The organism is Algibacter pacificus (assembly GCF_008033385.1).
In the GTDB taxonomy this organism is placed as follows: domain Bacteria; phylum Bacteroidota; class Bacteroidia; order Flavobacteriales; family Flavobacteriaceae; genus Algibacter; species Algibacter pacificus.
The window spans coordinates 1-25,263 of sequence record NZ_VOGY01000001.1; the positions used below are offsets into that span (position 1 = coordinate 1).

The window sequence follows — 25,263 nt, forward strand, 5'->3', positions numbered from 1 at the left end:
AACTGAAATGGATAACATCTCTTTTTAGCCACGAATTCACGAATTAATGTGTAGTGTTAAGTTTGGTTTTAGGGATGTCACGAATCAAAAAAAGTGAATGACTTGACAGTCTTTTACTTTTTTTGGTTTAATGAAGTTTGGAATGATGTATAAGTCGTTTTTCGTATGGTTTATTTAATTTTTATGGAAAGGGAAAGTGTTGTGTATTATACCATTTTAGGAGGTTGTTTGTTGCCTTTTTAGAATGAAGGTGGTATCTATTGCTACAACAGGACAGAAGTAGGTCTAAGGTTGGTTTATTTCCTTGGCTGGTGGTTGCGGGAGCGATAGTAGTGGCATCCTTTTTACGAATGACTTTATGGTATTAATGGTTTAGAGACTTTGGTTAAGCACGATTATTTATTGGCCAGTTGTAAATACACTCGTAAAAAGATATAACGGATAGCGCGGTTTTTATTTTTCTTAAAAACCCGCCATGATTTTTTCTATTAATTGGTTAAATGATTTTTGGTGTTTTGTGAATTTGGAATCTTTATTTATGGAAACAAAAAAGGGAATACTTTTATATTAGTACTCCCTTTTTATCACATTACTGAGATATAATGTGAACTAACCAACTATAATTTTGCTAAGAAACAAGACGATTAAACCTCTTACTTCTTCATTGAAATGTTTTAATTTATTATTTAGAATCATGAAATACTTCCCCTCTTAAAAGTTATATTAAATAGCTTCAAATAATAAAAATTAAAAACATTCCTTAACAGCGTTAAACGTTATAAAACCTGTTAATTCTTAAAGAACTTTCAATTATGATGTAAAATTACGTTAGATAGGTTTATTAAAATATGATAGATATCAGGTTTTGGAAAAAAAATTAATGTGGGCTGGATTCTCTTTTTCTCTCTATATATGTGCACTAGTTAGGAATGATATTTATTTTGTGATAAAGCCTGGTATAGCGATACAATCTGGCGATATTACTGTTTAGTTTTTAAAAAATGTTAGATTTTTCTAAAAGGTTAAAAATCTCAGATATAAAGTAATCTGAGATTTTAAAGCTTTAATATTTTATAGGGTACGCTTAATTTTATTTGGTATTATAAACATTATAGAATTTTTATTTTTAAGTTAGAAATTATGTTGTTTGAAGCGTTACCCACAAATATTTCATATGATCCATTTTCTAGATTCCAATTGGAAATAGATTCATCATAAAAAGCTAAATCATTTGTGTTAATTGTAATTTCTAGATCTTTAGCCTCGCCTTTATTGATAAACACTTTTTGAAAACCTTTTAATTCTTTTAGTGCTCTTTTAACTTTAGATTTAGGTTTTCCAATATATACTTGAACCACTTCAGAGCCATCGTATGTTCCGGTATTAGTTACTTTGCAGGTAATTTTTATTTCCTCATTTTTAGAAAATATTTTTTTATTTACTTTTATTTCGGAGATGTTAAAAGTAGTATATGATAAGCCTTCGCCAAAGGCAAATAGGGGTTTGATTTTTTTGGTATCGTGCCAACGATAACCTACTAGAATACCTTCTTTATAAATTTGATTTATACTATCTCCAGGGTAAGATATTTTTCCAAAACTGTGTGCGGCATTATCTTGTAATTTTTTTGGAAAAGAAAAAGGTAGTTTTCCTGAAGGGTTTACATCTCCACTAATAATATCTGCAATTGCTAGTCCTGCTTGGCTGCCAAGATACCAAGTTTGGATAATAGCTTTGGTTTTATTGTGCCAAGGCATTTCTACTGCATTACCACTTACTAAAATTACGCTTGTATTCGTATTTACTTTAATAATGTCATTGATTAAATCATCCTGAGCAAAAGGAAGTCCGTATGATTGTCTGTCTCCTCCTTCGCAATCTTGGAGATGACTTTTGTTTAGACCTCCAAAGAAGAGCACGATATCTGCTTTGGAAGCCACTTCTAGGGCTTCATTTTTTAGTTTTTCTGCATCTAATTTAGCAGGTAGAACTTTGGCGTAAACAGAAGGTCCAGACTCGTAGCCCATGGCATGTATTATGGTTGCATTTTTATAACGGGCTTTTAATCCATCTAGTGGCGAAATTTCGTGTTTTGCTTTTAATTCGGAAGATCCGCCACCAATAGTCATAGGTCTGGTGGCATTTTCACCAATTACGGCAATGGTTATATTTTTATTATCCTTAATGGGGAAAAATGAATTTTCATTTTTTAGTAACACAATGCCTTCTGTTGCAATTTCTCTTGCTACGTCTAGATGTTCTTGATTATTTATTTTACCAAATCCACGATTTTTATTCATACTGGTTCGGTGCATTAAGCGTAAAATTCTACGTACTTTATCGTTTAAAAAAGATTCATCTATGTCTCCTTTTTTTAATAATTCTAAAAACGGATTAGCTAAATAATAGTAATCGTATGCATTTTTTGTGCTCATGGTTAATCCATCTGTACCTGTACCCATTTCTATATCTAAGCCGTATAAAGCGGCTTCTTTAGTGTTGTGAGTTGCTCCCCAATCTGTAATTAAAGCGCCGTCGAATTTCCAATCTTCTTTTAATATTTTATTTAGTTTTTCGTTGTGGCTGCAATATTGTCCTTGGTATTGGTTATAAGCGCTCATTAAAGACCAAACCTTGCCTTCTTGTACTGCGGCTTTAAATGCAGGTAAATATATTTCATGAAGCGCACGGTCACTAACTTCTACGTTAATATGATCCCTCCAAAGTTCTTGATTGTTTAATACATAGTGTTTTACGCAAGCGGCAACTCCATTTGTTTGAACCCCCTTTATGTATGGTACCACCATTTTAGAGGCTAAATAAGGATCTTCACCCATATATTCAAAGTTTCTACCGTTAAGTGGCGTTCTGTAAATATTAACACCAGGCCCTAGCAGAACATCTTTTTTTCGATACCGAGCTTCTTCGCCAACGTTAATACCATATTTTTTGGAAAGTTTAGGATTAAAAGTAGCAGCTAAACATGTTAAAGCTGGAAATGCTGTTATAGAATCATTGGTCCAACCTGCATAGCCCCAGTCGTCCCAATTAATTTCACCTCTTACGCCGTGAGGGCCATCAGACATCCAGATTTCAGGTATTCCAAGACGAGGTACACCTGGCGAACTAAATTTTGATTGTGCATGGCACATGGCAACTTTTTCTTCTAATGTTAATTGCTGAATAATTGAATCTATACGCTTTTCAAGGTATTGATTCGAATTATTTTGAACTGTTATTTGTTGTGCATTTACTTTGGCATTTATAAGAAGTAGGCTACTCATTATAAGAAGTAGTACCTGCCTTTTTAAATTATTTTTTTGCATAATCATAGTATTGAAATGATGTATTGGCGTTTATTAAATGAAAAGTTTTTCGGGTTAAAACTTTTTAAGAAGATCAATAATTTTATCTAGGGTTTTATGATATATGTTTTTCCTGTTAAACTAATAGTTTTAGAAATTATATTTTTTTGATCTTTTCTCTTTATGGTGTTTTGAGCTCCTCCAACAGAAAGTTTGATGTTTTCTGATTTTACTTCCATTTTATGATTTGTTAAATTAACTGTAGCGAGTTGTTTTGGTTTAACTTTAAAAGTGATGGTTTTTGTTTGTCCTGCTTTTAAATGAATCCGCTCAAAACCAAGTAATGTATTTATTGGGTTAAAACCATCATCATCTCTTGTTAGATATAGTTGTATTACTTCATCACCATCTAAATTACTTGTGTTTTTTACATCTACGCTTAGGTTAATTTCTTCGGATGTTTTGCTATTGTCGTCTACTTTTAAATTGGCGTATTCAAAAGTAGAATAGCTTAAACCAAAACCAAAATCATACAGCGGATCTCCTTTAAAGTAGCGATATGTTTTTCCGGTCATATTGTAATCATCAAAAGCAGGAATATCGTTGATATTTTTATAAAAGGTTAACGGTAATCTCCCGGCAGGGTTGTAGTCACCAAATAATACATCGGCTATGGCGGTACCACCAGATTGGCCTGGGTACCATGCTTCTACAATTGCAGGAATGTTATCATGCTCCCAATTTATTGCCACTGCACTACCATTTAATAAAACTAATACCATAGGTTTGCCTAGCGTTTTTAGTTTTTTCATTAAATCTGTTTGTGCCTTTGGTAATTTAATGTCTAATCGATCGCCACCTTTAAAACCATCTACTTTTACTTTCATTTCTTCTCCTTCTAATAAAGGGCTTAATCCCATGCATAAGATGATTACATCAGAATTTTTGGCTATTTCAATGGCTTCTTTTTCTAAATTATTGTTAGGAGCTTCCCAAAGTAACTGCATCATGGCATGTTCTGTTTGTATTTGCTTATATTCTAATTTTATTTCATATGGGATACCAGCTTTTAAATTTACATATTCGTATTCTTTCTTTGGGTGATGAACATCTTGTCTAGCAACTAATAGTTTGTTATTGATATATAATTTCATACCAGAAAAAGCTTCGCCCCCAATGGCGTATCTTCCCGTTTTATTTACAGACAAATAACCCGACCAACGTACCGAAAACTCATCTGCATCCATATCTTTAAAAGGAGCCTTGGTACCCCAAACAAAATCGATATTTTTATCGATTACTTTATGGACAGGTTCACCTGAAAAATTATTGTTATTAAAGTATTCTGCATTTAAACCGTTAGAGTTCATTTCTTTTGAAGTAAATAAAACTGATGACGGTACTGTGTTAAAAATAGGTAAACCTTTAGCTAAAGGAGTTCCCACGGCGTATTGTACTTTTGCATTAGGTAATTTTTTTTGAATACCTTTTAATGGTGTAATTGGGTTTGACGGAAACCCATTATAATTACCTAATAATGTTTCTAAATCGTTTGCATTAGGCCCAATAACAGCTATTTTTTTTATGTCTTTACTTAATGGAAGTGTATTTTTTTCATTTTTTAGTAAAACCATTGATTTACGTGCAGTTTGCAGTGCTAGTAATTTATGTTTTTCAGAATCTACAATGTCGAACGGGATTTTTTCATATTTAATAGCGCCTTCAGGAGCAAATAACCCTAATTTCATTCTTGCTTTTATTAGGCGTTCAACCGATACATCTAATTCTTTTTCTGTGATATAGCCATTTTTAACAGCTTCTACTAAAGATGGGTATGAATCGCCACAGTTTAAATCGGTTCCCGCTAAAACAGCCATCGCGGATGCTTCTTGTTTGTTTTTACTTACTTCGTGTGCACCTTCGTTATAAAAATCTTTAATGGCCCAACAATCGGAGACAATATAACCTTTAAAGCCCCAGTCTTTTCGTAATAAATCACTTAATACTAAGTTGCCACAGCAAGGTAACCCGTTGTAACTATTATAGGCACACATTACGGAGTATACGTTTGCTTGTTTAATTACCTTTTCAAATTGTGGGGTATAGGTGTTTAGCATATCAAATACTGTGGGTTCTGCATTAAAACTATGTCGGCTGGCTTCTGGGCCGCTGTGTACGGCAAAGTGCTTTGCCGTAGCAATTAATTTTAGATATTTAGGATCATCGCCTTGTAAACCTTTAATAAATTGTACACCTAATTCACCTGTTAAATAAGGATCTTCACCATAGGTTTCCATACCTCGTCCCCAACGTGGATCTCTAAAAATATTTATATTAGGAGTCCAAAAAGTTAATCCTTGATAAATTCTTCTTTTACCATTATTGGCAAAGGATTGGTGTTTAGCTCTGGCTTCATCAGAAATAGCATCGGCAATGTTAAACATTTGTTTTCTATCCCACATGGATGCCATTCCTATTGCTTGAGGAAATACGGTGCTTACACCGGCTCTGGCCACTCCGTGTAAACACTCATTCCACCAATTATAGGCAGGGATTTTTAAACGATCGATAGCGGGAGATTCGTAACTCATTAGAGATACTTTCTCTTCTAAAGTCATTAATGAAACTAAATGTTTAGCTCTTTCATCAAATGAAGCCGCATCATTTTTATAAAGCGGTATTTTATCTGTACACGAAACTATGAGCGCTATAATTAGTATTTTTAGTATTACCTTCATTTTATTTGAGTATTTTTTATTTTATTTATTAATCTAACCCTTGTAAAAACCCGGTATGAGCTTTTTTTATTTCGAAGTTTGAATCGAATAATAAAGGCCATTCATTGGCGTTATTATGGTGAGATATTAACCAAGAGTCATTATCTTTCATACCCCAAACGGTAATGGCATATTTGTTTTTAGCAGGGATAGCGTTATAAGTAGCTACCACTTCTTTGATTTTGTTTTTTTGGGCAATCGCTCTTTCACTAGTAAAAGTTGTAATATCTTTATCTGGGTTTACTCTTACGTCTAGTTCTGAGAAATGAAGTTTTAGATCTCTTTCGACGGCTTTATCAACGGCGGTTTTTATTTGATCTATAGATGGGCTATTGTATTGAATGTGCATTTGAAAGCCAACCCCATCAATAGGGGTGTTATTGGTTTGTAAATCGTCAATTAAATTAAAAATAGCTGTTTGTTTTGTTGTGTTTGTTGTAACAGAATAATCGTTATAAAACAATAATACATCTGGATCGGCTTCACGAGCAAATTCGAAACATTTTGCAACAAAATCATCCCCCATTTTTTCTCTATACACAGAATTTCTTAAAGAACCATCAGTGTCATTTATGGCTTCATTAACAACATCCCAAGAGGCTACCTTTCCTTTATACCTTGTTAATACAGCTGTTATATAATTTTTTACTTCTTGTTCAAATTCGTCATTTGTTCCAGTATAATTTTTTAGCCAGTCTGGAGCAGATTCGTGCCATACCAATGCATGCCCGTGTACATTAATTCCATTGGCTACTGCATAATCTACAATGGCATCTGCTTTAGACCAATCGTAATTCCCTTTAGTAGGTTCTATAATATTCATTTTCATTTCATATTCTGCAGAAATACTTGAAAACTCTTTTTTTAGAATTTCATCATATTTAGATCCATTAGTAAGTTGTTGTGCTTTTACAGCCATGCCTACCATAAAAGTAGTAGATGCGTCTTTTAAAGCAGTTGTTGGCTCTGGGCCATTACCTTCTAATGTTGTTGTTTGGATGATGGCCGAATTTTTAGAGGTTTCATTACTATTAATGGCTCTTACTCTACAAAAATAGTTGGTAGATTCGTTTAAACCATTGACTTCTTCGTACATATTGGTTACCGATTTACCTTGATAGCCAGTCACATAACTTTCAAAGGTGTTGTTTAGGGCAATATCTAATTCGTAGTTTTCAGCATTATATACCCGAGTCCAGCTTATTTTAAATCCGTTAGAATTTACATCAGTGGCTTGATTAATAATGGGGCTTCCTAGTGCTATTGGTTTAGCAATATTGCTATCATCACCAGGATCTGTACAGTTAGTAAGCGCAAAGAGACTACCTATAATGAGTATACAGATTTTAAATTTAAAGTTAATTTTCATTTTATTATTTTTTTAAGAGTTGCTCTAAAAAGAGCAACTCGAGTTTAATTCAAATAGGGTTTAATGAATTATATTTTTTCTTTCAGTTCAATATCATCTATATAAAAAGTGCCTTGAGATGTGCCCATATCTAACACCAATCTAGTAGCGGTATCATTTGCAACAAAATCCCAAGTTACTTGTTGCCATTCTGTTGTGGTTGTATAATCTATACCATATAAAGCACCAGCGTCTGCATTTGTAGAAAAACGAAGGGTTACCGTTTCTCCTTTAATATACATTGAAGCGGTATATTCTTTACCAACTTCGGTAGTTACGGCATCACTTACTAATTGTGTATCCCAAGAATTTCCTGCAGCAGGATTTACAACTTTTAAAGCTCTTTCTCCAGTATGAATTTCGGTGGTTTCAGCCGTCATTCTATCTGCTCCATTCCACATTCCCCAGTTTTCAAAGTTATCTGCATCGCCTAGTTCTAAATCTCCATTTAGAAGTATGTTTTTGGGGCCTGTAGGAGGTAGGGTAGATGCTTGAACAGTTTCAAAAATTTGCCATTTGATGTTATCAAATTGTACCGTAGACGGGTTTGGAGATCCTGAATTTTGACCAATACCCACCTTGACTTGATTTATGGCAGCAGGATTGGCATCTCCATCACTTTGGTTGCTTGGGTCGTAATTTTTACCAAAATCTGCCACTAGCGCTTCTACTGTTTGCCAACCATCTTCTGTAATGGTATAATTTATGGCCCAGTTTACACCATCGGTATCTACAATAAATATTTCAACAACAGTTCCAATGGCTCCGTTGGCATTTAGTTGCATTAAGAATTTTACTTTTTCTGGATTTGTTTCTTCTAGCATTAATGCACCGGCATCAGACTGTGATCCGTTGTAGCCGTTGGCAGTTGCACCTGCCCAAGTTAGTTCGGCATAATTACCAGAAATGCCTCCGGCGTTTTTATAATCCAATGTGTTATAATCTCCATAAGCAATCCAATTATTATTAGGTCTTAAACCACCACCATCAAAATCTGCAATAATTAGTTCTTCGAAGCCTAAGTATATGTCTAGTTGTTTTATTGCGCTACCTCCTTTGGTTATAATTTCTAATTCGCCCCCTTGTGTTAAGTTTGTAGGTACGGTAAAAGATAATTGGGTAGATGAAATGATTTCAAAATTCATTGATTCCCCTTGATAAATTACGTCTAGTATGTTGTTAAACCATTTACCATTCACGGTAACTGGAGTTCCTACTGTTGGGCGTTCTGGATTAAATTTATTGATTGATGGGGCGGGTTGTAGGATTTCGAATTCGGTTTGAAAAGATGTGCCGTTTTCTTTTGTAAAGGTAATGTTTTGTATTCCTAATCGACTTCCTTTGGCTTCATCATAAGGAACAGAAAATGAAATGGCTAAATTAGAATTTAGCACTGGGTTAAAAATGACATCAATTTTATCATCAAAAGTAATGGTTTTAACGCCTTGCAAGTCTATTCCTTCTGCTACAACTACATCATCAGGAAATCCTTGGTTTGGGGCTAAATCTGTATTAGCAGTGTAAATTGCTTCAATATTGGGTTCTAAAGGTTCATCTTCATCACAGGAAGAGAAAAGCGTTGTACTTGCTACAAAAAGAAACAAATACGCTATATGTTTTAATTTTATTGTATTCATAATATTTTTATTTAATAGTTAAAATCAAAAGCTACGGGATCTTCTAATAAAAGTGGATTTTTAGCTGTTTCAGCACTTGGTATTGGTAATAAAAAACTGCTTTGAGACGGGGTTACTTTTTTAGAAGCTATTGTGTTTATATCACGATCTTGATATACGCCACGTTCTTGATTAGAAAGAATGTTAATAGCTTCAGTTCTGTCTCTTCTTATTAAATCAAACCAATAATCTCCTTCAACAACAAATTCTATTCTTCTTTCGTTAAAAATATCGGAAAGGGTTATTTCTGTTTTTGGGTCTAAGCCAGCTCTTGTTCTAACGGCATTAAAAGCATCTAATGCTCCTTGATCTGTGGTAGAATCACTTGTAGCTAAAATGCTTTCGGCATGTATTAGTAAAATATCGGCGTAGCGTAAAATATTAGTATTAACATCAGTAGACATAAAGCAAACATTTCCTTCATCTGGCGATCCCACTATGTATTTTCTAAAACCAGCAAGTGTACTTGTCATTCCATCATCAGGTACGGTATATCCGCCTTCAGCAGTAACCAATTCTGGATAAAAATTACCAGGTTCCATAATGGTTCTATAGCGTCTTAAATCTCCGTTTTCATAGGCATTGATTAAATCTATACTTGGTTGAAATGTACCCCATCCATCGCCAACTTGGGTTAATTTTGGAGAAGCCGCTAAGTAAGCTTGATTTGCATTTTGGTATCCCCAATCTCCACAGGCTACCCATTGTAATGCAAAAATAGATTCTGCGTTATTGTTATAAATGGGGTTAAATAAGTCTTCATAATTTGGAAGTAAACTATACATGTTGCTCGTTATAACTTTGGTCGTGTAGCTATTGGCATTGGTATAATCTTTTAACGTAATATATACTTTAGCTAGCATACCATCGCATGCAGATTTTGTTACCCGACCTAAATTATTGGTGTCCCAAATTTCAGGTAATAAGCTGTTCGCTTTTTCGTAGTCATTGATTAAAAAGCTATAAATATCTTCAATCTTGTTTTTGTAGATAGGTTCTTTTGAATTAATTTGATCTACAGAATAAATAATAGGAACCGCTCCCCAAATTCTAACTAAATAGAAATATGCTGTAGCTCTCATAAAATAGGCTTCTCCCATTACTTTATCTATAATGTCTTGAGAAACGTTTGTACCTACCTTAGTTTCTAAATTATGTATTAATACATTGGCATTTGCAATAACGTTATATAAAGAGTCCCAACCTTCGTTAGCAAATTGATTTGAACCGTTTACGGTAAAGTTTTCAAATTGTGCTAAATCGGAGTAGCTTCCAATGGCATTTCCGGCGTATAAGTCGCCTATGGTAATTAAAAACTTTTCGTTAAAATAGAACCAGGGATAACCGTATAAAGGACTTCCTGAACTTAAAACTTGTTGGTCGGTATTAAAAAAATTATCTACGGTTATGGCGTCTTCTGGCGATTGTTCTACAAAATTTTCTGAACAAGATATTGCCAACAATAAGATGAATATAAGTATTATTTTATTTAGTTTCATAATATGATGTTTTATTTATTAAAAGTCAACTTTTACTCCAAACATATATGTTCTAGGAACAGGATATCTACCGTTGTCTATTCCCATCATCATAGAGTTTTGGTTGTAAGCTCCAATTTCAGGGTCGTATCCAGAGTAGTTTGTAAACGTGTATAAGTTTTGAACGGTTGTATATAGTCTAACTTTATTTATTAAGTTTTGGTTGGACAGTAAAGTAGATGGTATAGTGTAACCTAAGGTTAAGTTTTGAATTCTTAAATAGGAGCCATCTTCAATAAACCGATCTGAAACTCCTGCATTTCCGTTAGGGTCTCCAAACACAAATCGAGGTATGGATGTATTTGTATTTACATTTTCCATAAATCTATTTTTTATAATTGTAGCTTGATTTCCGTTTAGCTCCAGCATGCCTTCTGTTAATTTACGGGTCCAATTATAAACATCGTTTCCGTAAGAACCATTCATTGAAATACTTAAATCCCAATTTTTATAATTTAAATTATTTGAAATACTAAATGTAAAATCTGGATGAGGGTTACCTATGTATGTTTTATCTGCATCATCAATTTTACCATCGTCATTAATATCTTTCCATTTAATATCTCCTAACCAAATACCGGTATCTTCATTAATATTACCTTGCGAAGGGCTTGTGTTTAGTTCTTCTACTGTTTGAAATAATCCATCAGAAATATAACCGTAATAGAGGCCTACAGGTTGTCCTACAGCTGTTTTGGTTATTGTGTTGTTAAACTCTATAGTTTGAAATATGGCTGAATTATCATTAGATAATGACACTAATTTATTTTTGTATTTGGAGAAGACAAACGAAGAGGTCCAATTAAAGTTTTCTTTAGAAATGTTTCTAGTTGTTAATTTAATATCGATACCTTTATTTTGCATTTCACCTAAATTAACAAAAGGTGGTTGTAAGCCTAAATAGCTAGCCACATTATAGGCTCCTAAATAACTAGGTAATGGCTCTTGAAATAAGAAATCTGCCGATGTTTTTTTGTATAAATCTACATCTAATGAAATTTTATTATCTATAAAGCCTAATTCTATACCAAGGTTTGTAGATTTTGTAGATTCCCATTTTACATCTGGGTTTGCTATGTTTTGTTGGGTAAAACCGGTGCCATATGCCGTGTTTACATTTCTTAATGCCGCGCCATATTTATAACCTCCAATGTTTTGGTTTCCAACTTCACCATAGCCAATTCTAATTTTGGCTAAACTGATGATATCTTTTGTAGTTTCCATAAAACGCTCTTTACTTAACACCCAAGCGGCAGAGAACGAAGGGAAGTATCCCCATTTATTATTACTACCAAAGTTAGAAGAAGCATCGGCACGCATGGTAGCTGTTAGTAAATATTTACCATCAAAAGCGTAGTTTAAACGTCCAAAATAAGACATTAAACTCCAGGTGCCTTTAGAGTTATCATTTCTAGCAGTTTCAGCATCACCTAAATTAACTGTAGTTACGTCGTTTGTTAAAAAGTCTCTTCTGCTTAAGCTAACATTTTCATATTTAGATTCTTGTGCTTCTTGCCCAATCATAGCATTAATAGAATGTAGCCCTAAAGTTTTATTGTAATTTAAGTAGTTTTTAAAAATCCAATAAAAGCTATTTGAATTAGATTTTGCCGAAGTTGCTACCGTATTAATTTCGGTTCCCATTTCGTAAGTAGGGTTAAATATGGCAACCTTACCGGTGTTAAAATCGTACCCCAACTCCGATCTAAAGGTTAAATCTTTTATTAAAGTAAGTTCACCAAATAAATTACCATTAATTTTAAAACGATCTAATTGATTGTTTCTAATTTCAGACCATGCTACAGGGTTTCTACCGTTACCAACACCAGAAACATCTGTAGGACCACCCCAATTGCCATCTGAATATTTAACAGGTATTACAGGCGATTGTCTAACGGCGCTACTAATAACTCCACTTTCATCATCATTAAAAGTAATATGCTCTCTAGATTTACTAAAGGTCAGGTTGTTACCCACTTTAAACCAATCGTTTACTTTATGGTTAACGTTTAAGCGCATAGAAATTCTATTGAAATCGGAATTTATAACGATACCATCTTGTTCAAAATAGTTGACAGATGTATAAAATTTTGTTTTTTCATTTCCACCGTTAACAGATATTTGATGATTCATAATTGGCGCAGATCTAAAAATTTCTTTTTGCCAATTTGTTCCACTACCTAATAAGGCGGGGTTTTGCAATTCTAAAGGAACCGATTGCCCACGAACAACCGCAATTTCTTTATAGAACTCAGCATATTCTTGTAAATTCATTAAATCTAAATACGTAGGCGTATTTTGTATACCAATATAGGACTCATAACTTATGGTTGATTTACCATTTTTACCTTTTTTAGTAGTAATTAAAACAACACCATTAGAAGCTCTAGAACCGTAAATTGCAGTTGCAGAAGCATCTTTTAAAACTTGCATGGATTCTATATCTGAAGGGTTTATGTTTGAAAGGGCACTTACTTTAGTTTGTCCGTTTCCACCCCCTAAAGATGAAAATGAAAAGGAGTCATTATTAGAATCTGCTTCTACTGGCACACCATCTATTACATATAAAGGTTCGTTGTTGCCCGTTAAAGAGGTTATACCTCTTACTCTTACCGAAATACCACCACCTGGTGCACCAGAATTTTGCATTACCGTAACTCCGGCTACTTTACCTTGCAAAGCTTGGTCGGCTCCAGTAAAAGGTTGATCTTCAAAAGCATCGGATTTTACAGTAGAAATGGCTCCTGTTAAATCGCTTTTCTTTACAGCACCGTAGCCAATTATTACGATTTCCTCAAGAGATTCTGTGTCTTCTACTAAATTAACGTTTAGTGTTGTTTTTCCATTAACATTTACCTCTTTAGATTTATACCCTATATAACTAATGATTAATGTTGCTGTAGAAGAAATATCGTTTAAGGTATAATTTCCGTCAAAATCGGTTACAGTTCCATTATTAGTTCCTTTTACTAACACACTGGCACCGGGTAGAGGTTCTCCTTTAGTGCTAACCTTACCTGTTACAGTTTGACCAAAAATTAGGCTTCCAGATAATAATATCATCAGAAAAAATAATTTTTTTACCATTTTTTTGTTCATAATTATATTTTTTTAATTAGTCATTAAATAAACTTGTTTTGAATATAGAAGGATGATTTTACGAAATCGTTTTCTTAAATTCAGTTGTAAGTTATATTTATTAAAAAATATAATTTAATACTAATGATGCATTTAATGGTACTATTGTCTCTATCTGTTTAAAGTGTTGTTTTGTAGTTGTTTAAAAGTATGTGTTGCAACTATGGTATCATTAAAAGCGATAGTTTTAAACTTCGGTTGGTAATTTGCCAAATCGTTTTTTAAAGCATTTGGTAAAATAGGAAGGGGAAGAAAAGCCTACTTTAAAGGTAACCTCACTAATTGAAAATTGTTTAGATTCTAAGAGTTGGTTTGCTTTCTCTAAGCGGACATTTCTAATAAATTCATTTACAGATGTACCTGTAAGGGCTTTTAATTTTCTATAGAGTTGGCTCCTACTTAAAAACATTTGTTTTGCAAGTGTTTCAGCACATAAATTGGTGTCGTCTATATGGTTGTCTATGTATTTTAATAGTTTTTGTATAAACTTATTGTCTAATGAAGTTGTTTTTTCTTTTGTTTTATTTGATACACCTGTGTAAAACTTATTAAATATTATTTGTCTGCTAGATAGTAATTGGCCTAATGTAGCTTGTAAGAACTCCATATTAAATGGTTTACTGATATAGGCGTCTGCACCAGAATCTATGCCTTTTATTTTGTCTTCGATCATAGATTTAGCAGTTAACATTAAAACCGGAATATGGCTTGTTTTTAAATTTGTTTTAATGGCTTTACATAAAGCAATACCATCCATTTCAGGCATAACGAGGTCTGTTAAAATAATATCTGGCAATTTTGAAATGGCTTTGTCTAAACCTATTTTTCCATTTGAAGCTGTTACTATTTTATAATAAGGATTTAAAGATGATTTTAAATAGTTGGATAATTCGATATTATCTTCAACAATTAATAAGGTATAGGGGTTGTCTTTAACTTTTTGGATTGGTGTAATTTTATTCTCTGTGATGTTATTAATGAGATTATCGCTAATGTTTTCTGAGAGTTCTTCGTTAAGTATTTCTTTTGGTTCTTCTGTATGTTCTGAAATTAGTGGCAGGGTAATTTTAAACCTTGTCCCTTCATTAACTATGCTGCTAACGTCTATTTTTCCTTTATGTAATTCTACAAAATCTTTAACAACTTCTAGTCCAATGCCTGTACTGCCGTAGTATCCTTTGTTTACTTTATTTAATTGGTAAAAACGTTCAAATATTTTAGAGAGTTCCTTTTTAGTTAATCCTGAGCCCGTGTCTTGCACTATAATTTGAAAGGCGTCAACTTTTTTAATTTCGTTAAAAAGTTTTAAGTAGACTGGGTTTTTTGTTTTTTGAGCCGAAATTGTAATTTTACCTGCATCGGGGGTTACTTTAAAAGCATTGGATATAATATTAAATAACACTTTCTCTATCATTTCTTTATCGATGTACGATGAAAAATTGTCATTATTAGATTTAAAAACTAAATCTATTTTTCTGTCGGAGGCCTCTTGCTTAAAATGACTGACTAAATCTTTAACAAAGCTTACTATTTCAATATTTTTAGATTGCAAACTAATTTTATTGAATTTTAATTTTCTAAAATCCATAAGTTCATTAATTAATCTATTTAACCGGTCTGCATTTTTTTGAACAATATGAAGTTTTTCATTTGCAGGAGTGGGTAAATTAAGGCTTTTATCTTTTATTAAATCTTGTAAAGGATTTAATATTAGGGTTAGTGGCGTTCTAAACTCATGAGAAATATTTGTAAAAAATTGCAATTTTTTATCATTTAATTTTTCTTCTTGAATTCTTTTATTGCGTTCAAATTCAACAGCTTGCTTTTCTTTAAAGCGCTCTTGTAAAATCCAATTTGTTAAAAGTAATATTGCTAAAAAAACCAAAAAATATAAAAAATAGGCAACGTTACTAGCATACCATGGTGGTAATATTTTTATATAAAGTTTTAAGGGGGTTTTGTTCCATATACCATCATTATTGGCTGCTTTTACGTTAAAAGTATAATTGCCTGGCGATAAATTAGTGTAAGTCGCATTTTTAGAAGGACCAACAAAATTCCATTCAGGATCTACACCTTCCATAAAATAGGCGTATTTGTTTTTTTCTGGGCGGGTGTAATTTAGGCCAATATAATCTATTGTAAATACAGATTGATTACTATTTAAGGTAATGTTTTTTGTGTATGTAATAGATTTTGATAACGGAGAATTTTTATCATTTGGTTTTACCGATTTATTAAATAATTTAAAATCGGTAAAAAATAATTTAGGTTCTGTGGTATTCTTTATTAAATTATCTGGGTTAAAGTAGTTTACACCTAAATAATTGCCAAAGTATAACTTACCTTGCTCGTTTTTAAAAACTGCATTATAGTTAAAATCGTTTGCTAACAAACCGTCATCTTTGGTAATATTAAAGGCGGTATTATTTTTTCTATCCAATTTTGTAATTCCTCCTGTACCAGCAACCCAAATATTTTTATTATTACTTTCTATGATAGAGCTAACGTAGAGTTCATTAAACCCTTCTATTTTATTATACCAATTAAACTCTTGTGTGTTTTTATTGTAACTAAATAGACCACCTCCATCGGTTCCTATCCAAATAAGCTTGTCTTCAGATTGATAAATTGATAGAATTCGGTGTGTACTTGTATGATTTCTAAGCTTAACAGACATTTTATCTCTTAAAGAAATAACTTCAAATTTTTGGTTTTTAAGTTGTTTAACCAAGAATAATCCGTTTTGAGTTCCTAGCCATATATCATCGTCTTTATCTATAAAAACTCTGCGTATATCTTCATTATTTAGGTTCCACTTTATAAAGGGTTGGGTATTACATTGCGTTATAGTATTGGTTTTTGGATCTAGATAATGTAGGCCTTTTAAAAAAGTACCAATCCAAATTTTACCTTTAGAGTCTTCTTGAATACTTAATACTCTGTTCGATTTTAGGTTGCTGTTTTTGGTACAATAATTTATATTTTGTTTGGTTTGTATATTAATTTTGGTTAAGCCACTTGTCCATGCCCCTAACCATACTTGGTTATTTTTATCTATATGAATGGCGGTAACATCATTACTTAAAATTTTACCATACTTAGAGGGTTCTTTGTTGTTTATATGAATAAATTTTCCGTTTTCCTTGTTAAAAACATCAACACCTCCACCATCTGTAGTAATCCAAAGCCTATGTTGTTTATCTTCTTTAATTCCTGTAACAGAGTTAGATTGTAAAGAATTTGTGTTATTATTTAAACATTCTATAGCATTAAATTTATTGTATAATTTGTCGATTATAGAAATACCTTGATTGTAAAAGCCTAGCCAAATTCTATGTTCTTTATCAACCAATAGCGACCAAACCGAGTTTGATTTTAAACTCGTATCATCAAATTTATTATGCAGGTATTGTTTAATAATTTCACCGTTTTTATTAACAACAATTAGGCCTTCATTTTCTGTTCCACAAATAATTGTGTTTTCAAACTCTATGATTGATAAAATACGTTTATCTGTAATTTTAAAGGTAGAAATTGGTTTTTTGGGGTGGTTTAAATCTATTTTTAATAGTCCGTTTTTTTGAGTTCCAACCCATAAGTTGTTGTTACTATCAATAAATTGAGATTCTATAAGTTGGTCTTTAATGAGTTGTTTTTGAGTTGTTTTGTTTTCATCAGGTAAAAACTTAAATCGAAAAAGGCCTTCAGAAGTCCCAATAAAAAAATGGTTTTCTTTAAATTTAATAATAGAGGTTATTAGAAAACCTTTTTGTTGTGATGTAGTAAAAGGAATTTGTTTGGATTTATAGGTAGATTTATTAAAAAGGAATAAACCATATCCATAAGTCCCTAAAATAAGTTCGTTAGCATTTAATTCTGCAATAGTTTTAATTTGAATGGTGTAGTTTTCTGCAGCAGGGAAAGCACTATTTAAATCTATTCTTTTAAAACTATCAAATTCTTTATTATATAAATTAAATCCTTCATCGGTAGTAATCCATAATTTACCCGTACTATCTTCAAAAATAGAGTTTACAAACCCACTATTTATTGAGGTGTAAGTATCCCAATGGTATTCATACAATTTATAAGTAATACCATCGTATCGGTATAAGCCAGCGCCGTTAGTACCAAACCATAAAAAACCTTCGTTATCTTGTTTTATGGTTGTTACTGCTCGTTTTGTTATGCCTGCTTTTATTTCAACAAATTTAAAATTAGAAACTTGTTGGGCAAAACAATAATTAAAAGCGCTAATAATAAAAATTAAAAACGTTGTTAATTTTAAATGTTTTATCATTTCAATTAGTTGGTTTTAGTTTGGTTTAGTTTAAAAAGTAAAAATATTAAAATATTAAAAAAAGGTTAAAACAATTTACCCAAAAAGTATCACTAAAATCTCATTTTAATAATTTAATGGGTTGATTATTAAAGCATTTTAAAAAACCTCGTAGAAAAAGTATACCTAATACATTATTTTATAAGGTAAGTTAAAATAGTTATAGTTTTAAAACATTTTGTTTAATAGTTTTAAATAAATAAGAGTTAACTAAATTGCTTTTGCTGTATGAAATCGTTTTTTTTTAACCTCCTTACTTAATTTGCAATTTATAAAGAAAAAACAATAGGTAATGTTTTTAAAATTAATGTTTTAACCGGTAATTGTTATTTTAGGTTTATGATAAAAATCATTTAATTTTATAAGAAGTATAGTTATTTTTATGAAAATAAAATTTAGGTTATGAAAACTATACTATATGCCACAGACTGTACTAAAAATGATGCTTCTGCGTTAAAATATATTTATCGTTTTAGCTGTATTATGAAAGCCGATTTGCATATTATACATGTTTACGATTTACCTCCTGTAAGTGTTTCTGTTGTTCATCGTTCCGAAATATTAAAACAAAATGTAAATTTAGAATTAAAAAAGGTAGTAATTAATTATTGCAAAGAACACCTTAAACACGAATATACCGATAACGGAATAAACATTCACGCTGTAGAACATGCTTCTGTAGAAAATGGAATTGTTGACCTCTCTAAAAAATTATCACCAGATTTAGTGGTTATTGGAATTAAAGATCAAAATAGCCATAGAGGTATTTTCTCAAGTAATATTGCTAACGCCTTATTGGATAAGATTGAAATTCCAATTATGATGGTGCCAAATGGTCTAATTTATACAAGTATTTCAACCATTATATATGCAACAGATTTTGAAAAGGAAGATATACTTCCTATTAAAAAATTAATAGAAATTGTACGTCCTTTTAAAGCACTTATTGAGATTGTGCATATTTATAGAACAGATACCACTACAGCGAAAGAAAAAATGGAACGGTTTAAAGAAGTATTTTTAGAGCAAATTTCTTATAAAGAAATTACATTTAGAACCGTTGCCTCCACTAAAGTAAAATCTGGACTACTAAGCGTAATTGATAATGAAAATGCAAGTATGTTGGCTATGCTAGAGCGCAAACACCATTTAAACTTCGATAATATATTTCATAAAGATTTAGTTAAAGATCTTGAAGATAGTATAGCCGTCCCTATATTAGCCTTTCATAAAGGTAGTAAAGCAGTAGAAAACATGCTTCCTGTATAATGCTTTATAAAAGAAAACTTTTAAAGTAACTTCTATAAAAATAAGTGTTATCCAACCTTTTAAAAAAAAGGTATTAATATTCAATTAATGAATAATTGTGATTTTTAAAGAAATTATTGATAATATACTATAGAAAAAACAGCTTTCTTGAAGGAAAACGAACGTTTTAAAAGTCAATTTTTGTATATTCGCAACGCAAAAAATGGCTTATTTTATTTTTGGCCATTTTTTAGATTTAATAACCTAAAAAAATCATACGAATGTCTAAAATTATTTACACGAAAACGGATGAAGCTCCGGCTTTAGCAACACGTTCTTTTTTACCTATTGTTCAATCATTTGTAAAATCGGCGGGAATTGAAATTGAAACGAAAGATATTTCGTTAGCTTCAAGGATTTTAGCCGTTTTTCATGATGTTTTAAATGAAGACCAAAAAGTATCAGACGATTTAGCTTTTTTAGGAGATTTGGTAAAACAACCAGGAGCCAATATTATTAAATTACCAAATGTTAGTGCCTCTTTAACACAATTAAAAGCCGCAATTACCGAATTGCAAAGTAAAGGCTTTGCTATTCCTAATTATGTAGATGAGCCTAAAACAGATGCCGAAAAAGAAATAAATTCACGCTACGATAAAATTAAAGGAAGTGCTGTAAACCCAGTATTGCGTGAAGGTAACAGTGATCGTCGTGCTCCAAAAGCAGTTAAAAATTACGCTAAAAATAACCCGCATTCTATGGGCCCATGGACTAGCGACTCTAAAACACATGTAGCAACCATGAGCGCTGGAGATTTTGCTAATAACGAAAAATCAATTACACTTCCAGAAGCTACAACCATAAAAATCGAGCATACCGATACAAACGGAAATGTTACGGTATTAAAAGATAGTTTCAATATTTTAAAAGATGAAATTATAGACGCAGCAGTAATGAGTAAAAAAGCGTTGCTGGCATTTTTTGAAACAGAATTTGCCGATGCAAAAGCCAAAGATGTTTTATTGTCCTTACACATGAAAGCGACTATGATGAAGGTGAGCGATCCTATTATTTTTGGTCATGCCGTACGTGTGTATTTAAAGGATGTTTTCGAAAAATACGGAGAAACTTTTGAAGAAATTGGTGTTGATGTAAATAACGGATACGGTAATTTAGTTGAAAACTTAAAAGAATTACCAGAAGCTAAACAAACCGAAATTAAAGCTGCTATTGAAGCTGCTTTCGCTAATGGTGCCGATGTAGCCATGGTAAATAGTGATAAGGGTATTACTAACTTACACGTGCCAAGTGATGTTATTATCGATGCTTCTATGCCAGCAATGATACGTACTTCGGGACAAATGTACAATGCAGAAGGAAAACTACAAGATACCAAAGCGGTTATTCCAGATAGTAGTTATGCAGGGATTTATAGTGCTACAATCGATTTTTGTAAAAAGAATGGAGCCTTCGATCCAACAACCATGGGAACTGTACCAAACGTAGGTTTAATGGCTCAAAAAGCGGAAGAATACGGATCTCATGATAAAACTTTCGAAATTCCATCAAATGGAGTTGTAAAAGTTGTGGATGCATCAGGTGCTACGTTACTAGAACATACCGTTGAAACTGGGGATATTTGGAGAATGTGCCAAGCTAAAGATGCACCTATCCAAGACTGGGTTAAGTTGGCTGTAACCCGAGCAAGAGCATCGCAAACGCCTGCTGTATTTTGGTTAGACGAAAACAGAGCGCACGATGCTGAATTAATTAAAAAAGTAAATAAATATTTAAAAGATCACGATACAACGGGATTAGATTTAAGAATTTTATCTCCAATAGAAGCAACATATTTTACTTGCGAACGATTAAAAGCTGGTAAAGACACCATTTCGGTATCAGGAAATGTTTTACGTGATTATTTAACCGATTTATTCCCGATTTTAGAAGTGGGAACTAGTGCTAAAATGTTATCTATTGTACCATTAATGAATGGCGGTGGATTATTTGAAACAGGAGCTGGAGGATCTGCTCCTAAACACGTACAACAGGTATTGGAAGAAAACCATTTACGTTGGGATTCTTTAGGTGAATTTTTAGCATTAGCCGTTTCCTTAGAGCATTTTAGCTTAGCTAATAACAATCCAAAAGCCAAAGTTTTAGGTGAAACTCTAGATAACGCGACCGATAAATTATTAGAAAATAGAAAAGGGCCTTCAAGAAAAGTGGGGGAGTTGGATAATAGAGGAAGTCACTTTTATTTAGCCATGTATTGGGCACAAGAGTTAGCAAACCAAACGGTGGATGAAACTTTAAAAGCAGAATTTACACCAATTGCTAAACAATTAACAGATAACGAAAGTGTTATTGTTAAAGAACTTATTGATATACAAGGGGATCCAGTAGATTTAGGAGGTTATTATGAGCCAAATGAAGATTTAATAAATCATGCTATGCGACCAAGCAAAACATTTAATAGTATTTTAAATTAACAATACGTTTAAATAATAATTTTAAAAGCTCCTATTTCAGGAGCTTTTTTTTTATTTTTATAAAAAATCATTTTTAATGAAAAATCTTTTCTTGCAGCTAGTTATAGTTTGTTCTTTTTTTTGCCTTTCCACATCCTTAAATGCTCAAAATAAATTCACAATTAGTGGTACTATTTCAGAAGACAGCAGTAATGAAACTTTAATAGGTGTTAATATTATTTTTCCAGAAATTCAATCGGGAACCACTACTAATGAATACGGTTTTTATTCCATAACACTTCCAGAAGGCAAATATAAAATGGTGATAAGTTATTTAGGCTTTAATACGGTTGTTGAAAATATTACCCTTAACGAAGATCAAGTTAAAAACTTCAGTTTAACGGATACATTAGAAAGTTTAGACGAGGTCGTAATTACCGAGAATGTTGAAAAACTTAATATTAAAGCACCACAAATGAGTGTTAATAAATTAAGTGCTTCAACCATAAAACAAATCCCTGTAGTACTCGGGGAAGCCGATATCATTAAATCTATTACTTTACTACCAGGCGTTACAACCGCAGGTGAAGCAGCTTCGGGGTTTAATGTGCGCGGTGGTGCAGCCGATCAAAACTTAATTCTTTTAGATGAAGCTATTATTTATAATTCTTCACATTTATTTGGTTTTTTCTCTGTGTTTAACCCCGATGCCATAAAAGATTTAAAATTATATAAAGGTGGTATTCCTGCGCGTTATGGTGGACGGGTATCATCTGTTTTAGATATTTATCAAAAAGAAGGAAACAGTAAAGAATTTCATGCCAATGGAGGTATTGGTATTGTATCGAGTAGATTGTTGTTAGAGGGGCCTCTAAAAAAAGACAAAGGTTCATTTTTGTTAGGAGGTCGATCCAGTTATGCACACCTGTTTTTGCCTCTTTTCGATATGGATAATAAAGCTTATTTCTACGATTTAAATACCAAATTGAGTTATAAATTAAACGATAATAATAATGTGTATTTTTCAGGATATTTTGGTCGCGATGTATTTAGTATTGCCGATTCCTTTGAAAACACCTATGGGAATTCAGTGCTAAATCTAAGATGGAATCATTTATTTACCAGTAAAATATTTTCTAACCTATCACTAATTTATTCCGATTATTATTATGGTTTAAAATTGAATTTTGTGGAGTTCGATTGGAATTCAGGGATTAAAAACTTCAACTTAAAATACGATTTCAAACATTATTTAAATAGCAAATTAAAATTGCAATATGGATTAAATAGTATTTATTATGCTTTTAATCCAGGAGATATTAAACCAACCGTTGAAACTTCGGGGATTAACCCTTTTACATTAACGCAAAAATATGCTTTTGAAAATGCCATATATTTTGATGCAGAACATAAGGTTTCAGATAAATTATCCTTGTCTTATGGGTTACGTTTAAGTCTATTTCATCGTTTAGGTCAAGATGAATTAAACATTTATGAAAATGACCAAGCGGTTGTGTTTAATGATGATTTTCAAATTTACGAAAAGGCAAAACCTATTGGTGTAGAAACTTTTGATAGAAGTGATGTAATTGAAAGTTTCATCAACTTAGAACCTCGGGCATCATTGTCTTATCAGCTTAATACAGAGTCTTCCGTAAAAGCGAGTTATAACAGAATGACGCAGTATCTGCATTTATTATCAAATACCAATTCTCCAACACCATTAGATGTATGGACGCCTAGCGGAAAATATATTAAACCACAATTGCTCGACCAGTATGCAGTAGGATACTTCAAAGAATTTAACGAGAATAAATACACATTGGAAGTTGAAAGCTTTTATAAAACTATAAAAAACCGAATAGATTATATTGACGTTGCCGATTTAGTGGCTAATAAAGCCATTGAGCAAGTTATTTTAAATGGCAAAGGAAGAGCTTATGGTTTGGAATTTTTATTCAGAAAAAATGAAGGCCGTTTTAAGGGTTGGTTGGCTTACACGCTGTCTAAATCCGAACAACAGACTAAAGGAAGAACGGCAAACGAAACAGGAATTAATAACGGAGATTGGTATAATACACCTTATGATAAAACACACGATATTTCACTAACGGGAAGTTACGATTTAAATGAAAAATGGAAGTTGAGTGGAAACTTTTTGTTTCAAACAGGTCAGCCAGCTACGTTTCCAAATGGTCAATATCAGTATAATGGTGTTACGGTACCAAGTTATGGTGCTAGAAATGCTGATAGGTTACCTGTATATCATAGGTTAGATATATCGGCAACTTACACGTCTAAACCCGATAAGAAATCTGGGTTACAAAGCTATTGGGTTTTTGGAGTTTACAATATGTATAATAGAAAAAATGCAGCATCTATCTCGTTTAGTCCAAATCAAGATACCGGAATTAATGAAGCGAATAGATTGGCTATTTTCGGAATGATTCCTTCAGTGTCGTATAATTTCAAATTTTAATATTATGAAAAAGTATATATATATCATCGGGCTAATTTTGAGTTTTACAGCTTGTGAAGATGTTATAGATTTAGAATTGAATTCTACTGAACCACGTTTGGTAATCGATGCATCCTTAAAATGGTTAAAGGGTACCGATGGTTCAGACCAGTTTATAAAACTTTCATTAAGTGCACCTTATTATGATACCGAAGTGCCACCGGTAAATAACGCTGTGGTAACGGTGATGGATACAGACGATACAATATTTAATTTTGTTGAGGATGGTGACACCGGAATTTACCGATGTAATACGTTTATTCCGGAACTAAATAAAAATTACACCCTAAATATTAATTATAAAGAAGAAGTGTATACCGCTACGGAGAAATTAATCGCCGTAGCGAAAATAGATAGTGTAAAACAAAAAAATGATGGTGGTATTAGCGGCGATGAAATTGAATTAAAAGCATTTTACACAGATCCTGTAGGGGCAGGGGATTATTATTTGTTCGAAGTCGATCCTCTAGAATCTAATGAATTAAGTATAGATGTTTATGATGATGAATTTACCGATGGAAACGAAATTTTTGGTTTTTATAGCGATGAAGATTTAGAAATAGGGGATGAAGTAAATATTTATAATAGTGGTATTTCTGAACGTTTTTATGAGTTTATGGTCGTTTTATTAAAGCAGACATCCGAAGGTGGTGGTGGCCCATTTGAAACTCAACCGGCTACGGTTCGAGGCAATTGTATAAACATAACCAATCCGGAAAATTATCCGTTTGGCTATTTTAGAGCTTCGGAAGTTTCTGTTTTTAACTATATAGTCAAATAGATAATATTGTTATTCTGTTATAAACACCTAGTAGATTATTCGATATTAGTACCACGTTAGG

11 protein-coding genes are annotated in these 25,263 nt (G+C 32.3%); 4 read left to right on the plus strand and 7 right to left on the minus strand.

Features of this window, described 5'->3' with window-relative positions:
• Positions 1-1,109 precede the first annotated feature (1,109 nt).
• The 7 genes from FQU21_RS00715 to FQU21_RS00745 form a co-directional block, all read right to left on the minus strand.
• Complete coding sequence (locus tag FQU21_RS00715) at positions 1,110-3,284, minus strand: beta-glucosidase (RefSeq protein ID WP_147676105.1); 2,175 nt, start codon at positions 3,282-3,284, stop codon at positions 1,110-1,112.
• 128 nt (positions 3,285-3,412) lie between these two features.
• Positions 3,413-6,043 (minus strand): glycoside hydrolase family 3 C-terminal domain-containing protein, encoded by a 2,631-nt coding sequence (locus FQU21_RS00720; RefSeq protein WP_147676106.1) that lies wholly within the window; start codon positions 6,041-6,043, stop codon positions 3,413-3,415.
• A gap of 28 nt (positions 6,044-6,071) precedes the next feature.
• A complete protein-coding gene (locus FQU21_RS00725) occupies positions 6,072-7,451 on the minus strand; it encodes an endo-1,4-beta-xylanase (protein ID WP_147676107.1) in 1,380 nt (459 codons plus the stop codon).
• Positions 7,452-7,519: 68 nt separating this feature from the next.
• Positions 7,520-9,127, minus strand: coding sequence for a carbohydrate binding domain-containing protein (locus FQU21_RS00730; protein WP_147676108.1), 1,608 nt, complete (start codon positions 9,125-9,127; stop codon positions 7,520-7,522).
• An 11-nt stretch (positions 9,128-9,138) separates the two neighbouring features.
• Positions 9,139-10,665 carry a RagB/SusD family nutrient uptake outer membrane protein gene (locus FQU21_RS00735; protein WP_147676109.1) on the minus strand — a complete coding sequence of 509 codons (1,527 nt, stop codon included), beginning with the start codon at positions 10,663-10,665 and terminating at the stop codon, positions 9,139-9,141.
• 18 nt (positions 10,666-10,683) lie between these two features.
• Entirely contained in the window at positions 10,684-13,803 is a 3,120-nt protein-coding gene (locus tag FQU21_RS00740) for a SusC/RagA family TonB-linked outer membrane protein (protein WP_147676110.1), read from the minus strand.
• 226 nt (positions 13,804-14,029) lie between these two features.
• Positions 14,030-18,145: a hybrid sensor histidine kinase/response regulator transcription factor gene (locus FQU21_RS00745; RefSeq protein WP_147676111.1), complete on the minus strand. Its 4,116-nt coding sequence runs from the start codon at positions 18,143-18,145 to the stop codon at positions 14,030-14,032.
• 441 nt (positions 18,146-18,586) lie between these two features.
• Between FQU21_RS00745 and FQU21_RS00750 the strand changes: the two genes are divergently transcribed.
• From FQU21_RS00750 to FQU21_RS00765, 4 genes are all read left to right on the plus strand, one after another.
• Positions 18,587-19,453, plus strand: coding sequence for a universal stress protein (locus FQU21_RS00750; RefSeq protein WP_147676112.1), 867 nt, complete (start codon positions 18,587-18,589; stop codon positions 19,451-19,453).
• A 260-nt stretch (positions 19,454-19,713) separates the two neighbouring features.
• Positions 19,714-21,924, plus strand: a complete 2,211-nt coding sequence (locus FQU21_RS00755; RefSeq protein ID WP_147676113.1) for an NADP-dependent isocitrate dehydrogenase — start codon at positions 19,714-19,716, stop codon at positions 21,922-21,924.
• 76 nt (positions 21,925-22,000) lie between these two features.
• The gene (locus FQU21_RS00760; RefSeq protein ID WP_147676114.1) at positions 22,001-24,382 is read left to right on the plus strand and encodes a TonB-dependent receptor; all 2,382 of its coding nucleotides are present in this window, start codon (positions 22,001-22,003) and stop codon (positions 24,380-24,382) included.
• Between the two features lie 4 nt (positions 24,383-24,386).
• Positions 24,387-25,202 (plus strand): DUF4249 family protein, encoded by an 816-nt coding sequence (locus tag FQU21_RS00765; protein ID WP_147676115.1) that lies wholly within the window; start codon positions 24,387-24,389, stop codon positions 25,200-25,202.
• Positions 25,203-25,263 lie beyond the last annotated feature (61 nt).